A 13844-nucleotide genomic window follows, 5' to 3' on the forward strand; every position below is an offset into this window, starting at 1 on the left:
TGGACAGCCTTGCTGATCACGACACTTCCAGTCCAAAAACCCCTTCTGGAGTGAAGTAAATCACACTGGCTCTGGAAATGGTTTCTCCATTGTCCTTGCGGTAAAACTTTCCCTGTTTGAAAGGGTTGTAGCTGATCTGGATGGTCCCTTCAGGCATGGTCTGGTCCTCGATGGGCTCTCCCACCACAAAGGCATGGACTTCTTTCTGGCGGGTGCGCAGAATGCGCTGCCTGGTGGTTTCATTGACCTCGAAGGTGCAGTTTTGCAGCGTAAGGTTGGTGGCATATCCGACCACCTTTTTGCCCTCTCGCAGGCTGTACTGTTTTTTGTGCAGGTTGCGGGCGACCCGGATCATGCTGGTTCCTGTCCTTTACCCCCAGCGTATCAGGGTGAGCAGGAATGTGGCAGTGGGGATGATTGCTGTTGCTGGTCTGTCCATTGGAGAAAGGCTCCTGCATTCACAGGAGCCTTCCGGATGGGTTTGAATGGGTTCAGTGTCCGGGAACGCCGCCAGCCCAGGACTGGTAACTGGCAAGGGCCTGACTTCCATACAGGGCGGCGAGGAAAAGCACGGGCAGAATTTTCTTTTTCATGTGAGACCTCCTGATCTGGTCCTGGTGGACCTGCATTCAAGGTAGTTGCTTTGAATGTTCATTGCGGTCCCCAGATGAACATAGAGAAATCCTGGTGACCTGGAAAACAATTGAAGTGTAGGATTTTTTGCAATTTTCTTCAGGTTCCTGGTAAAGTTTTCTGTTCACAAGCCATGATTGATTTTCTCTGGCAGTTCGCAGAAAACATCACTTCTATTTCATGATGCTCCTGTTGCACCATTCACCCTGACATTAAGACTTCTGTCAGACCTTTTCCACTAATCTGAGTCAACAAAAAGATGTTGTGGTCAAGACATCTTTCTCCTCATTCCTCCTGACCCACCCAGGCCCACGGGTGGGTTCATTTTGGGTCAGAAGAATCCACAACTCGGAGCATCGGTTCTGGCCGCTTTGTAGCCAGGAGCCTGTGGAGTCATGACTTCCAGACGGGTGCCATCCGGGTCCCTGAAGAATATCGCTGCAGAAGCCCCCCCTTCTGCATGGGCCACTGGACCGTCATACACGAATTCTGCTCCTGCTGCTTTTGCACGCTGTTCCACGTCCAGCAGTTCCTGTTCAGATCCCACGGTTAAAGCCAGATGGTGGAGTCCTGCATGCTGGGGGTTGAATCCCTGATCGCTTTGCTGCCACAGGGTGATCATCACACCCTGGTCGTTGATCAGGAAAGCGTACTTCTGGTTTCCTTCGTCGTGGATGCGGGTGGGGTTCAGGTTGAACACCTGCTGGTAGAAAGACACGGCTCTGTTCAGTTCGGTCACGCTCAGTCCAATGTGTGCAAATTTCATGGGTGTTCTCCTTCTGATCTGGGAATGTGTGGGCTGTAACCCAGAAACCTCTGATGGTATGGAAAGGCATGCTGCGTCAAATCTGCAGCCTCCAGGTGAACCTCCACCGTTCGGGACAGGTCCTCGCCAATCAGCACTTCTGCTTTTCCCAGAAGCCTCAGGACATGTCCATCTGCAAAGTCCACAAACAGCAGGCCAACCTTTGGGTTGAGGTGCAGGTTCCCGAGGGTGTTGTACATGCGGTTCCCGGAGAAATCCGGGAAGCTCAGGGTCTGGGCGTCTTGCACTTTGATGACCCCTGGATGTCCACCCCTGTGGGAGGCGTCTGCTCCGTATCCTCTTGCCCCTGATGCCACAAAAAAGGTGTCTGCCTGCTCAATGATCCTCAGGGTCGTGGGGTCCAGGGCTGTCAGGTGCAGGGTCTGTGGTTCAGGGCGGGTCCGGGGCTCAAAAGTGCGGGCCTGGATGTACTTCGGGCAGTTGGAATACACCTGGTGGGCCTCGATGGTCAGTCCTGCCTCCAGTGAGGTGACGGTCCCGTTCAGACGCATCCTTCTGCGGGTGTGGGGTTGCAGGGTGAGCGTCCCGATTTCCTGTCCCAGCTGAAATCCACGGTCCTGCCCTATTCCTGAGATGTGCAGGGTGGAGGGTCCTGTGGCCTGAAGAAAACCAGGATGGCCCAGCAAAAGGTCAGGCCATGGGATCTGGTCTTCTTGCAGGGTCGCGGTGACCACAAAGAACTGTTCACGCAGAAACTGAATCGCTGCTGGAGGGATGACCGGGGTGATCATCTGTCCGACTTTTGCAGCCACAGCAAGTTCTCCCATGCGGCCCTGGAGGTGCTTTTCACCTGGATGGTAGCCTGTTTCCATGTTCACCTTTCAACCAGTCAAATTGATTTAGCTGGTTAAGGTCAGGATAGCGGTCTACCTTTAACCTGTCAAGAGGATTTACGTGGTTATATTTTGTACGATTCCCACACCTTGAACTTGACATTCCAGGGAAATGCCCATAGGATTAACCTTCAAGAATAGTTTAGGAGGTTAAATGAACACCCTGATCCAGCGCACCCTGCCACCACTGCTGGCCTTTTCCGGAGCCTTTCTGGTCATCTTTTCTCTGGCTCTCATCACCCGTTTCAGCCACCTGTCTGTGCTCTTTGCACCTCTGGGAGCCAGTGCCGTTCTGCTCTTTGCGGTGCATGAGAGTCCACTGGCCCAACCCAGAGCCATCATTGGAGGACATCTGGTCAGTGCCCTGGTCGGCTTTGGTCTGCTGCACCTGATGGGGAACACGCCACTGGCCCAGGGGACGGCCGTGGGTCTTTCCATTGCCCTGATGATGCTCACCCGTACGCTGCACCCACCTGCTGGAGCCACCCCACTGGTGATCCTGCAAACGGCACCACCTGTGGAGTTTCTGCTGTCTCCCCTGCTCCCAGGAACGGTGTTGCTGGTGCTCCTTGGTGTGCTGTACCACCGCTTTGCTGCCAGACGCAGCTATCCAAAATTCTGGTGGTGATGCATTCGCCACAATCTAACCGGCTAAATCGTTTACCATGTGACCATGACCTTGCTGCGCCCTGTCACTTCCGAACCCCTCTCACTGGATCTGGTGAACTGTGAATTCATGTCCAGTGGGGTCCGGCAGGACCAACTTGCAGATCTGGAAGGCACCCTTTCCTGGCTTGCAGACCATGGTCTGAAGGTCGCCGAACAGGACCTTCAGGCGGTGCGCAGCAACCTGATCGCCACACGCTCTGCCCTCCGAACCCTGCTCAGAGACCCTGAAAATCCGGTCGCCTATCTGGCCCTCAGTCAGGTGCTCGCCCGTGGACACCTCCGCACAGCCCTTGATCCCACTGGCGTCTCGGAACAGGTGGTGGTGGATGCCGCCTGGAAACCCGCATGGCTTGCCGCACAGAATTACACCGAACTCCTGCGAGAAAGTCCAGAGCGCATCAAGGCCTGCTCGAACCACCAGTGCATCCTGCATTTCTTTGACACCAGCAAAAACAATTCCCGCAGGTGGTGCAGCATGGCCACCTGTGGCAACCGGGCCAAGGCCACCCGTTTTGTGCAGAAACAACGCAGATCAGGAGAACCCCATGGCTGACCTGACCCCTGAAACCTACGCTGCGCACATCCAGCACCACACGACTCTGGTGCTGTTCCACAAAGAGTGGTCCGCAGAAAGCAGGCAAATGCACAACCTGCTGGAGTCCCTGGGCCTCTCCTTTCATGTCCTGAGCGTCGAGCGACACCTGGATTTCTGTGATGGCCTGGGCGTTTACAGTGCACCCCAGTTGTTCTTCTACCATTTGGGTGAACTGCGCTTCAGGCTCAGGGGTCTGCACCCTGCTCCCCTGCTGCTTCAGCGCCTGGAGGCCATTTCCTCAGGAGGGCTTCAGGCTGAAAGCTGAACAGGCCCAGGTGTCTAAACGAATTTCCGTTTTGCCCTTGACCTCGCTTGAATTCCCTCTGCGGGTCCACTATCTTGAAACGGCGTCTTGCTTCATGGAGGTGGCCCGATGTCCCGTCCTCGATTTCGTCCTTCATTGCTGGCTTTTGCAGGTGCATTTCTGGGCATTCTGTCCCTGAGCCTCATCACCAACCTGACCCATTTCACCGTTCTTTTTGCCCCTCTCGCTGCCAGTGCAGTGATCCTCTTTGCATTGCACGAAAGCCCACTGGCCCAGCCCAGGGCCATCATTGGTGGGCACCTGCTGGCCGCACTGGTGGGTTTTGGCGTGCTGCACCTGCTGGGAGACACACCGGTTTCTCAGGGGACGGCGGTGGGTCTGTCCATTGCACTGATGATGCTGACCCGCACCCTTCATCCACCTGCGGGGGCCACATCCCTGGTGATTGTGCAGGCGGCACCCCACATGGGATTCCTGCTCTCTTCGTTGCTTCCGGGAACAGCACTGCTGGTCATGGTGGGCATGATCTACCACCGTTTTGGGGCGAGACAACACTACCCGAAATCCCTGTGGTGAAAGCCGACCACAAAAAGAGGGCCGCACTCGAAGCCAGTGCGGCCCTCAGATCCCCGGGGTCAGGTCATCTGGTGGGTTTCCTGTTTCATCTCTTTCAGGACTTCTGAAGCGAGCTCTTCCACCTGGTCTTCTCCCAGGCGCTCTTTGAACTTGCGGTAAAACAGACCGAACAGGTGGGTGACCTCATCGAGGGTTTCTTCCACCCCGAATTCTCCACGGTCCATGATGTTTTCCTGCAGGCGGTAACGGATCAGGTTTTTGAATTCCTGCACATTCTGATTGTCGGTTGCAGATGTCATTTGAGCCTCCTACCGACCTCAGGGTAAAGAGCGACATCCCCTCAGACAGCAAGGTTTCATGCAGAGCAGGGGCCCTGCATGAACCGCGTTCAGGAATTCTGGACCGATGGTGTGTCTTCACCCACAAGTCTGGCCCACTTCTGACTGTTGAAGTTGCGGATCTGGTTCCAGACCGGGTCAATCTCGGTGGCAAGCACCACCACCAGATCTCCGGGCTGGGCAATGCGCAGTGCGGTGGCCACGGCTTCCGTTTCCGGGGTGATGTGGTGGATGCAAGCCCCCTTCATGCCTGCCTCCCGCGCCCCCTGTTCCAGCAGTTTCTGGGCCTCTCCTGCTTTTCTGCCCCGCAGATCGTCATCCTTGAGGATCAGTTCGTCGAACATCTCGCCTGCCAGACGGCCCATCTTCAGGATGTCCTGGTCGCGCCTGTCTCCAGAGGCACTCAGCACCCCGATGATGCGGTTGTGGTTCTTCTTGAGGCCAGTGATCAGGTTTTTCAGGTGGGTGAGGCCTGCCGGGTTGTGGGCGTAGTCCATCATCACCGTGAAAGGATGGCCGTGATAGAAGTTCAGGCGACCAGGGCTCTGTTCATAGCTGGTCTGGAAGGTGGAGAGGGCATTGCGGATGGTCTCGGTGGACACACCCGCAGCCGTTGCCATGCCCACTGCAGCCAGGGCGTTTTCGATGTTCATGCGGGCCAGACCTTCCATGGTGGCCGGAATTTCGTGAACAGGCATCACCGGGGTGATGTGCTGCCCTCTGTGAATCACAATCCACTCTGCACCATTCTGGGCCTGACTGGCGGTTTCCAGGCCAGGCTGGAGGTGAGGCTCACAGATGATGGCCGTGCCACCCGACTGCAGGTGCTCCTGCACGGCTTCATTTTCCGGGTTCATGGTGAAGAAGATCTTCTTGCCTCCGGCTTTTTCCTTCATTCCCAGCACCAGCGGATCATCGGCATTCAGGATGCTGTGACCGTGTTTTGAAACCACTTCCACCACCAGCGATTTGACCCAGGCGAGGTCTTCAATGGTGTCAATGCCTTTGAGGCCCAGATGGTCTTCCTGCACGTTCAGCACAGCGCCGATGTCACACTCTTCAAAGGCCAGACCTTCCCTGAGGATGCCCCCACGGGCGGTTTCCAGAACGGCAAAGTCCACAGTGGGGTCCATCAGCACAGCACGGGCACTTTTGGGTCCAGTGGTGTCCCCGGAAACCACGAGGTTGCCATCCACATAGATTCCGGTGGTGGTGGTGAGGCCCACGGTGTACCCGGCATACTTGAGGATGCGGGAGAACATGCGGGAGGTGGTGGTTTTGCCGTTCGTTCCGGTGATGGCTGCGACGGGCATGCGGCAGGGAACCCCACTCGGGAACAGCATGTCCAGCACAGGTGCCGCAATGTTGCGGGGTTTGCCTTCGCTGGGCTCCAGGTGCATGCGGAATCCTGGCCCGGCATTCACCTCCACAATGCCCCCTCCGGTCTGCAGGATGGAATGGCGGATGTCGGGCACCACCAGATCGATGCCAGCAATGTCCAGCCCCAGGGTGCGTGCAGCGCATTCGCAGATGCGTTTGTTGTCGGGGTGCACGTCGTCGGTCACATCGATGGCCGTGCCTCCGGTGGACATGTTGGCGGTTTCCCGCAGGAAGACCATCTCCCCTTTTTTCGGCACGGAGTCCACGGTATAGCCCAGGCGTTCGAGCAGGGCGGTCACATGGTTGTCCACGGTGATTCTGGTCATCACCTTCTCGTGGCCCTCGCCCCGTCTGGGGTCCCGGTTCACGTGCTTGATCAGCTGTTTGATGGTGTCCCGCCCATTGCCGACCACATGGGCGGGCACCCGTTCTGCAGCTGCGATCAGCTTGCCATCAATGATCAGGACCCGGTAGTCTTTTCCCCTGAACTGCTGTTCCACCACCACATGGCGGGAGTGCTGGAAAGCCTCCTTGAAACCCCAGCGCACCTTTTCAGGCGTGTCCAGTCCCAGGTTGACCCCTCTGCCGTGGTTGCCATCAAGGGGCTTGGTGACCACGGGATATCCCATGTCCTCGGCAACTTCCACTGCCTCATCGTCGGTGTAAACAACCTTGCCTTCGGGCACAGGAAGGTTCACCTGCTGCAGGAGTTGACGGGTCAGGTCCTTGTCTCCGGCGGCTTCCACCGCCAGATTGGAGGTTCTGGAGGTGACGCTGGACCGGATGCGCTGCTGGTACTTGCCGTACCCGAGCTGCACCAGACTGAAATCATCCAGACGGATGGTCGGGATGCCTCTGCGTCTTGCTTCTTCCACCAGAGAACGGGTGGTGGGGCCCAGGGCATAGCGGGCGGCCACATCACACAGCACCTCAAGCTCTGCCTCGAAATTCACCGAGGATTTGGGATTGAAAGGCAGGCGTTCCTGCTCAGGGATCAGAAGTTCAATGTCCTGCACACCCTGGAGGTGTCTGGGCAGCAGGGAGTTGACCGTTCTGAGGGCGAGGTATCCGGCAAGCAGGCCCACCCGCTCATCCCGGTAGCTGTACATGATGTTGTAAACACCGACAGGTTCACCGTAACTGCGGGTTTTGCCGTAGGTCACAGGTGTCCCTGCCAGATTCTGCAGTTCCAGAGCGACATGCTCCACAATGTGCCCCATCCAGGTGCCTTCCCTGAGCCTGCGCACAAAACCACCGCGTTCACCATAACTGCAGGTGTGTTCCTCCAGGGTGGGAACCAGTTGCAGAAGCTGGTCCGTGAAGTTGGGGATGGCATTGCTGGGAAATTCCTCCAGGGTCCCGAGGTCGATTTTGATGCGGATCATGGGCTCATAACCGTGGATGTTGGGTCCCCGGTAAATGCGTTTTTCCAGCACCTTCATGGGTCTGGGGTTGCTTTTTTTGCTGGATTTGCTGGATGAAGACGTCATGGGAGTCCTTTCACAGAGGTGGGAAAAGAGATGTTCGGTGCGTCTTCCAAACATCTGCAAAACTTTGGGGAATCGGATGCCAATTCAGGGAGCAGGAGCCATGTTGGGGTGAGACCCTGGGGGTCCTGCAGGGGTCCAGATGAATGGTCCGTTCAAACACGCTCCTTTCATGGTTGCTCTGGCAAAACCTTACAAATCTGACGAAAGACAGGGTTGCCCAGCACAGACCTGCAGGCCCCTCTGGTTTTTTCCCTACTGTACGCCCGGCCACTGAATTGGGGCTGTACCATTTCGAAAGATGGACAAGGTCAGAATAGTCTCAGGCAGTGACAGAAATGTGATAGGCACCTGTAGCAGCACTGTAAGCTGGCACCAGAAACTTGAACCTTCATTAATGGTTTTCTTCCACCATTGCAGAGATAGCGTGAAAGGCCACAGTTATTGATGTTCGCAAAAAGCTTGAGAGTGCTTTTTGCTGAGCAACGCGAATGGAACGGTCAGGACACCTGAGAAACCTACAGTTCCTTTGGCGCAGATCAATAGGGCCATTACGGGCAAATTACGGAAAAACAGAGTTTACCACTCACATTTATTAAATATCAGGACAAATGTCCTAATGACATGTCCTGTTTAAAAAGGGACAGGCGACCCTACAACAAATGAACTCAACATTATTAAATGGACACATGGATGCTCTCCTGCTTTCACGCTGGCAATTCGGGATCACCACGCTCTACCACTTCCTGTTTGTCCCGCTCACCCTTGGCCTCTCTTTCATGGTCGCAATTTTTCACACCATTTATTACCGCACCGACAATTCCCAGTACAAAGACCTCGCAAAATTCTTTGGGAAACTCTTCGTGATCAATTTCGCCCTCGGTGTCGCCACCGGGATCGTTCAGGAATTCCAGTTCGGCATGAACTGGAGCGAGTACTCCCGCTTCGTGGGAGACATCTTCGGGGTGCCTCTGGCCATTGAGGCCCTGATGGCCTTCTTTCTGGAATCCACCTTCCTGGGCCTGTGGCTATTCGGGTGGGGCAGGCTCCCGAAATGGGTGCACCTGGCCAGCATCTGGCTTGTCGCCCTCGGCTCAACCCTCTCTGCGATCTGGATTCTGGTCGCCAATGCCTGGATGCAGATGCCCGTGGGCTACACCCTTACGGACGGCAAACCCATGCTCAGTGACATCTTCGCCGTGATCATGAGCGAACAGGTGCAAAGCCAGGTGCCCCACACCCTGGTGGGCGGGTACATCACCGGAGGCCTTTTTGTGCTGGGCATCAGTGCCTACCACATGCTGAAAAAGAACCGTCCAGAGTTCTTCCAGAAGTCCTTCCAGATCGCCCTGATCTTCACTGCGGTCTTTTCCCTGATGGCCGCCACCACCGGCCACAAACAGGCCCAGCACGTGGCGGAAAACCAGCCCATGAAGCTTGCCGCCATGGAGGCCCTGTGGAAAACCGAACAGCCAGCCAGTTTCTCCCTTTTTGCCATCATCGACCAGGCAAAAGGGGAATCCCTGCGTGAAATCAAACTTCCGCTGCTGCTGAGTGTGCTGGCCCACAACAACACCACAGGAGAAGTCAAAGGCATTGAAGAACTCCAGAAGACGCTGGAAGCGAAATATGGCCCTGGAAACTACATTCCTCCGGTGACCGTGCTGTACTGGGCCTTCCGCATCATGGTGGGTCTGGGCATGGCTTTCATTCTGCTGAGCCTGTGGGGCCTGTGGTCCTGGTGGAGGGGAAATCTGCAGAACAACCGCCTGCTCCTCACCCTCAGTCTGGTGATGCTTTTCATGCCTTATGTGGCCAACAGTGCAGGATGGATTGTCACGGAGATGGGCAGACAGCCCTGGGTGGTGTATGGCCTGCTGAAAACCGTGGAGGCCGTTTCCCCGACCATCAGCAGCACCTACGTGTGGATCAGCATGATTGGCTTCACGGTGATCTATGGTGTCCTTGCCGTGGTGGATGTGGTGATGCTCAGGCGTTACGCCCTCGCCTTCCCTGCTGAAGCAGAGAACGACGACAGACCCCAGAATTCCGGCAGTGGTACAGGCCGACTGGTGGAGGTGAAATGATGGATCTGCAATCTCTGTGGTTCATCCTGATCGCAGTGCTGTTCATCGGGTATTTCTTTTTAGAAGGTTTTGATTTCGGGGTGGGGATGCTGCTCCCCATCCTGGGCAGAAACGACACTGAAAAACGGGTGATCCTGAACAGCATTGGCCCCTTCTGGGATGCCAATGAAGTCTGGATCATCACGGCGGCTGGAGCGATGTTTGCAGCCTTCCCGGACTGGTACGCCACCCTCTTCAGCGGTTTTTACCTGCCCATGTTCCTGATTCTGGTCGGACTCATCGTGCGGATTGCCGGGATCGAGTTCCGGGGCAAGGTGCACAGTCCGGCCAAACGCGACCTGTGTGACCTGATGATCTTCCTGGGGTCGTTCCTGCCTGCCTTCATGTGGGGCCTGATCATCACCAACATTGTGCGGGGTCTGCCCATTGACGCCAGCAAGAACATGGTGGGAGGTCTGGATGTGATTTTCCATCCCTACGCCCTGCTCGGGGGTCTGGTTGCTGTGGTGGTCTTCATCCTGCACGGAGCCCTGTTCCTGTCCCTGAGAACCACCGATCCCCTCAGGCTCCGCGCCCACAAGGCCGCCGAAAGGTTCTGGCTGCCCGCAGGCCTCCTGCTGGCCGTTTTTGCGTGGCTCGGACGTTCCCAGACCCACCTGTTCGATGGCATGGGCCTCGTTCCCGGAACCCTGCCCTTGCTTGCCATTCTGTGTTTCCTTTTCATTCCCATTGCCCTGCGGATCAAAAACGACGCTCTGGCGTTCATTTCGGGCAGTGCCATGATTCTCTTTGCAACGGTCGTGGCCTTTGAAGGTCTGTATCCCAACGTCATGCCAAGCACCCTGGGAGAGGCCCTGAGCCTGACCATCCGCAACGCTTCGAGCAGCGATTACACCCTCAAGGTGATGACGGTGGTGGCCCTCACCTTGCTGCCTTTCGTGCTTGGGTACCAGATTTACACCTACTGGGTGTTCCGCAAACGGGTCACCCCACAAACCCTGGACGGAGGGTACTGAACGGTGAAACCCTTTCTCACCCGGGCAGGAACCCACCAGATTGCTGTCACCAGCGCACTGTTCGCGGTGCTGACGACTGCGCTCACCCTGGTGATGTGGTTCTGCGCTGCCCGGGTGCTGAATGCGGTTCTGCTGGAGCTTCGCCAGGACTGGACCCTGCTCCTGTGGATCGGGGTGTGCTGGGCTCTGCGTGGGACTTTGCAGGTGCTGAGGGATCGGGTGGTCTTCCAGCAGGCCCAGCGCATCAAAACCGACTGGAGACAGCAGCTTTTTCAGTCCCAGATGCAACAGAATACCGAGCACCATGAACAGCAGGTGCTGGGCAGAACCCTCAGTGTGCTGGATGAAGGCATCGAGCAGGTGAGCAAATTCCATGAGCGGTTCCTGCCTGTTGCTGCCAGCAGTCCGGTTCTGGCAGGTCTGGTTCTGGTGGTGATGTTCACCCAGGACTGGGTTTCTGCCCTGCTGGTGATGGTGACCGGTCCCCTGATCATCCTGTTCATGGTGCTGATCGGCTACGCTGCGCAGGCCTATCAGGAGGAACAATTCAGCAGTCTGGGCCTGCTGAGCACCCACTTTGTGCGGACCATGCGCAACCTGCCCATCATCCGGGCTTATGGCTGGCAGCACAAGGCACTTTCAGAGTTGAAATCTGCCAACTCCAGCCTGCGGGTGAAAACCATGCAGGTGCTCAGGGTGGCTTTTCTTTCTGGCTTTGTGCTGGAGCTCGGGGCCACCCTGAGCACCGCTCTGGTTGCTGTTGCCATTGGGGTTCGGGTGTTTGAAGGCAAGATGGAGTATTTGCCTGCGCTGTACGTGCTCCTGCTGACCCCGGAGTACTTCCTGAGCCTGCGCAACCTGGGCAGTGAGCACCATGCTTTCATGGAAGCGCGTGCTGTGCTTCCTGAAGTTCTTAGGCTGGATCAGCCCCGGAAGCAGGCACCCGAAAGAACAGAAATTTTGCAGCGGCCTCCAGAAATTCTGTTGCGAAATGTGAGCATTGCACGAGGAACCGGGATGCTGCTGCAGGGCCTGAATGTCTCCGTGCCCTCTGGTGGCCTCCTCAACATTGCAGGACCCAGTGGATCGGGAAAAACCACCCTGGTGTCTGCCCTGCTGGGCATGCGAGATGTGGCGGAGGGTGAAATTCTGCTGGCAGGGCATTCTGTGCAGTTGATTCACCCCGATGAATGGAAAGCACGGGTGGCCTACGTTTCACAGTTTCCGGTTTTTGTGTCAGGAACCATCCGGGACAACCTGCAAGCAGGACGGCCTGACGCCACAGACCCAGAAATGGTGGAAAGCCTGAAAAGAACCCACCTCTGGGAAGCCCTTCAGCATCGGGGTGGTCTGGACCTGCCCCTCAGCGAGGGGGCCCTCAACCTCTCTGCGGGAGAGCGTGCCCGTCTGGCCCTGTCCCGTGCTTTCCTGAAAGACGCCCCCCTGGTGGTGCTCGATGAACCCACCGCCCACCTGGACCCCCAAACCGAGGAACGTTTGATCCCCATCCTGAAAGACCTGATGACAGACAAAACCTCGGTCCTGATCACCCACCGCAGGGCTTTGCGGTTTCCCGGCGCAAAAGTGCTTGCCCTTTCTGGAGAAACCACCCATGCCTGAGTCCCGCTGGATGCCCCTGCTTGCTGTGCTGTGCAGTGTCCTGATGGCCCTTTTTGGGGTGGGACTGATGACCAGCAGTGGGCACCTGCTTTCCCGGGCAGCCCAGCACCCGGAAAGCATCCTGCTCCTGATGCCCATTGTGACCACTGTGCGCTTTTTTGGCCTGGGACGGGCTGCCCTGCGTTACGCGGAGCGCCTCACCTCCCACGAGGTCACCCTGCGCCGCGTGGAAACCACCCGACTGAAGGTGATGCAGGGCTTTCTTGACCGTTTCACCTACCGCCTGATGGGAGACCAGAGGCAAGACGCACTGGAGAGCATCCGCAAAGACACCGAAACCCTGCAGAACCGCTTTCTGACGGTGGACCTGCCAGCACTCACCACCTGGACTGTGACCACTTTGACCTCTGTCATTCTGTTCAAGCTGCTGCCTGCTGCAGCCCTGCTGTGGATGGCTGCCTCAATCCTGATCCTGGTGTTTGTTCCGGTGCTCACACGCAGGCCCATGATGCAGCGGACGGAGCACCTGATCCAGCTGAGGCATGCCCGCAGTGCCCGGTACCGCACCCAGCTGAAACACAGCCTTGAACTGCGTTTCCTGCACCTCCCCACCGCACAGAATGCTGCTGTGCTGGACGAGCAGATCCGCACCGTGGAAGTGCAGTTGAAGCACCTTCAGACTGCTCTGATGCTGGCCCGTGAACTGGTGCTGGCCCTTACGCTGGTTGCTGTCCTGTTCCTGCTGGTTCAGTCCGCCCTGCCTCTGGCATGGATTTCTGGGATCTGGCTGGGGGTGGTTGCCGCTTCAGAAGTGCAGGTGGCCTATTTGAACCGCATCCCAGAGCAACTGAAGGTCCAGAGCATTGCACTGCCAGACCACATGCCTGCTGCTGCATCTGAATGTCCATCTGGAGAGGTGCTGATTTTTGCCCTGCCCACAGGCCAGAAAGTGACTGTGCGCCCCGGAGACCGCATCCTGATCACTGGGCCAAGCGGCATCGGCAAGAGCACCCTCTTTGAGAAACTGCTGGGCTTTCGTGAACTTGAATCAGGTGAAGCCCTGCTGGAGGGAAGAGACCTGTGTGATGCTCCAGCGCGGGAAAACCTCTTCGCCTGGGCTCCACAGGAACCTTATCTTCTGGATGCCACTGCACAGGAAAACCTGAACGGCTGGAACGACAGACTGGTGAAGGAGATGGGCCTCACTGATCTGCAGCCCGAAACCCTGCTGGGAGAGGCTGGAAGGCACCTTTCAGGCGGTGAAATGGCACGGATGCAGGTGCTCAGGGCCTTGCTGCGCCCCTCCCCTTTCCTGCTTCTGGATGAACCCATTGCCCATCTGGATGAAGCCACAGCCAGAAAGACCATCCAGACCCTGCATCAGGAAGCCGGAGAACGTGCCGTGGTGGTGATCAGCCATGACACAGGGCCTTTTGGAAAAGACTGGAGAACAGTGAGCTGGACAGAAACCAGAGGCAGACCATCACCTGTGGCCAAATGATGGTCTGAAGGTTCAAGA

General features: G+C 56.9%; 13 protein-coding genes. 8 read left to right on the top strand and 5 right to left on the bottom strand.

Annotated features, from left to right (window positions below; genetic code table 11):
* Positions 1–16: 16 nt before the first annotated feature.
* From DC3_RS24330 to DC3_RS24340, 3 genes are all read right to left on the bottom strand, one after another.
* Complete coding sequence (locus DC3_RS24330; RefSeq protein WP_146889656.1) at positions 17–355, bottom strand: L5-gp82 domain-containing phage-derived protein; 339 nt, start codon at positions 353–355, stop codon at positions 17–19.
* A gap of 609 nt (positions 356–964) precedes the next feature.
* On the bottom strand, positions 965–1399 hold the full coding sequence (locus tag DC3_RS24335) for a VOC family protein (RefSeq protein ID WP_146889659.1): 435 nt from the start codon (positions 1397–1399) through the stop codon (positions 965–967).
* A complete protein-coding gene (locus DC3_RS24340) occupies positions 1396–2271 on the bottom strand; it encodes a pyridoxamine 5'-phosphate oxidase family protein (protein ID WP_146889661.1) in 876 nt (291 codons plus the stop codon). Before DC3_RS24340 ends, DC3_RS24335 begins: the two co-directional genes overlap by 4 nt.
* 175 nt (positions 2272–2446) lie before the next feature.
* Here DC3_RS24340 and DC3_RS24345 point away from each other — a divergent pair, with 175 nt between their 5' ends.
* The 4 genes from DC3_RS24345 to DC3_RS24360 all read left to right on the top strand — a co-directional run bounded on the left by DC3_RS24345 (position 2447) and on the right by DC3_RS24360 (position 4397).
* Complete coding sequence (locus DC3_RS24345) at positions 2447–2920, top strand: HPP family protein (RefSeq protein WP_146889664.1); 474 nt, start codon at positions 2447–2449, stop codon at positions 2918–2920.
* Between the two features lie 45 nt (positions 2921–2965).
* Positions 2966–3514 carry a CGNR zinc finger domain-containing protein gene (locus tag DC3_RS24350; RefSeq protein ID WP_146889667.1) on the top strand — a complete coding sequence of 183 codons (549 nt, stop codon included), beginning with the start codon at positions 2966–2968 and terminating at the stop codon, positions 3512–3514.
* Positions 3507–3821, top strand: coding sequence for a YbbN family protein (locus tag DC3_RS24355; protein WP_146889670.1), 315 nt, complete (start codon positions 3507–3509; stop codon positions 3819–3821). Before DC3_RS24350 ends, DC3_RS24355 begins: the two co-directional genes overlap by 8 nt.
* A gap of 108 nt (positions 3822–3929) precedes the next feature.
* A complete protein-coding gene (locus tag DC3_RS24360) occupies positions 3930–4397 on the top strand; it encodes an HPP family protein (RefSeq protein WP_146889672.1) in 468 nt (155 codons plus the stop codon).
* A gap of 59 nt (positions 4398–4456) precedes the next feature.
* On the opposite strand, the gene DC3_RS24365 is transcribed toward DC3_RS24360, so the two are convergent.
* Together DC3_RS24365 and cphA are read right to left on the bottom strand one after the other, a co-directional pair.
* Positions 4457–4696 (bottom strand): hypothetical protein, encoded by a 240-nt coding sequence (locus tag DC3_RS24365; RefSeq protein ID WP_146889675.1) that lies wholly within the window; start codon positions 4694–4696, stop codon positions 4457–4459.
* 89 nt (positions 4697–4785) lie between these two features.
* Positions 4786–7605, bottom strand: a complete 2820-nt coding sequence (gene cphA, locus DC3_RS24370; RefSeq protein ID WP_146889678.1) for a cyanophycin synthetase — start codon at positions 7603–7605, stop codon at positions 4786–4788.
* 686 nt (positions 7606–8291) lie between these two features.
* Here cphA and DC3_RS24375 point away from each other — a divergent pair.
* From DC3_RS24375 to DC3_RS24390, 4 genes are read left to right on the top strand one after another with little or no spacing between them, the layout of a single operon-like run.
* Positions 8292–9689, top strand: coding sequence for a cytochrome ubiquinol oxidase subunit I (locus DC3_RS24375; protein ID WP_146889681.1), 1398 nt, complete (start codon positions 8292–8294; stop codon positions 9687–9689).
* Entirely contained in the window at positions 9686–10705 is a 1020-nt protein-coding gene (cydB, locus tag DC3_RS24380; protein WP_222594828.1) for a cytochrome d ubiquinol oxidase subunit II, read from the top strand. Before DC3_RS24375 ends, cydB begins: the two co-directional genes overlap by 4 nt.
* A gap of 3 nt (positions 10706–10708) precedes the next feature.
* Positions 10709–12325, top strand: coding sequence for a thiol reductant ABC exporter subunit CydD (cydD, locus tag DC3_RS24385; protein ID WP_146889684.1), 1617 nt, complete (start codon positions 10709–10711; stop codon positions 12323–12325).
* Positions 12318–13826 (top strand): ATP-binding cassette domain-containing protein, encoded by a 1509-nt coding sequence (locus DC3_RS24390; protein WP_146889687.1) that lies wholly within the window; start codon positions 12318–12320, stop codon positions 13824–13826. The genes cydD and DC3_RS24390 overlap by 8 nt, the downstream gene beginning before the upstream one ends.
* The last annotated feature ends 18 nt before the right edge of the window (positions 13827–13844 follow it).

The sequence above is a fragment of the Deinococcus cellulosilyticus NBRC 106333 = KACC 11606 genome (assembly GCF_007990775.1).
Lineage (GTDB): Bacteria > Deinococcota > Deinococci > Deinococcales > Deinococcaceae > Deinococcus_C > Deinococcus_C cellulosilyticus.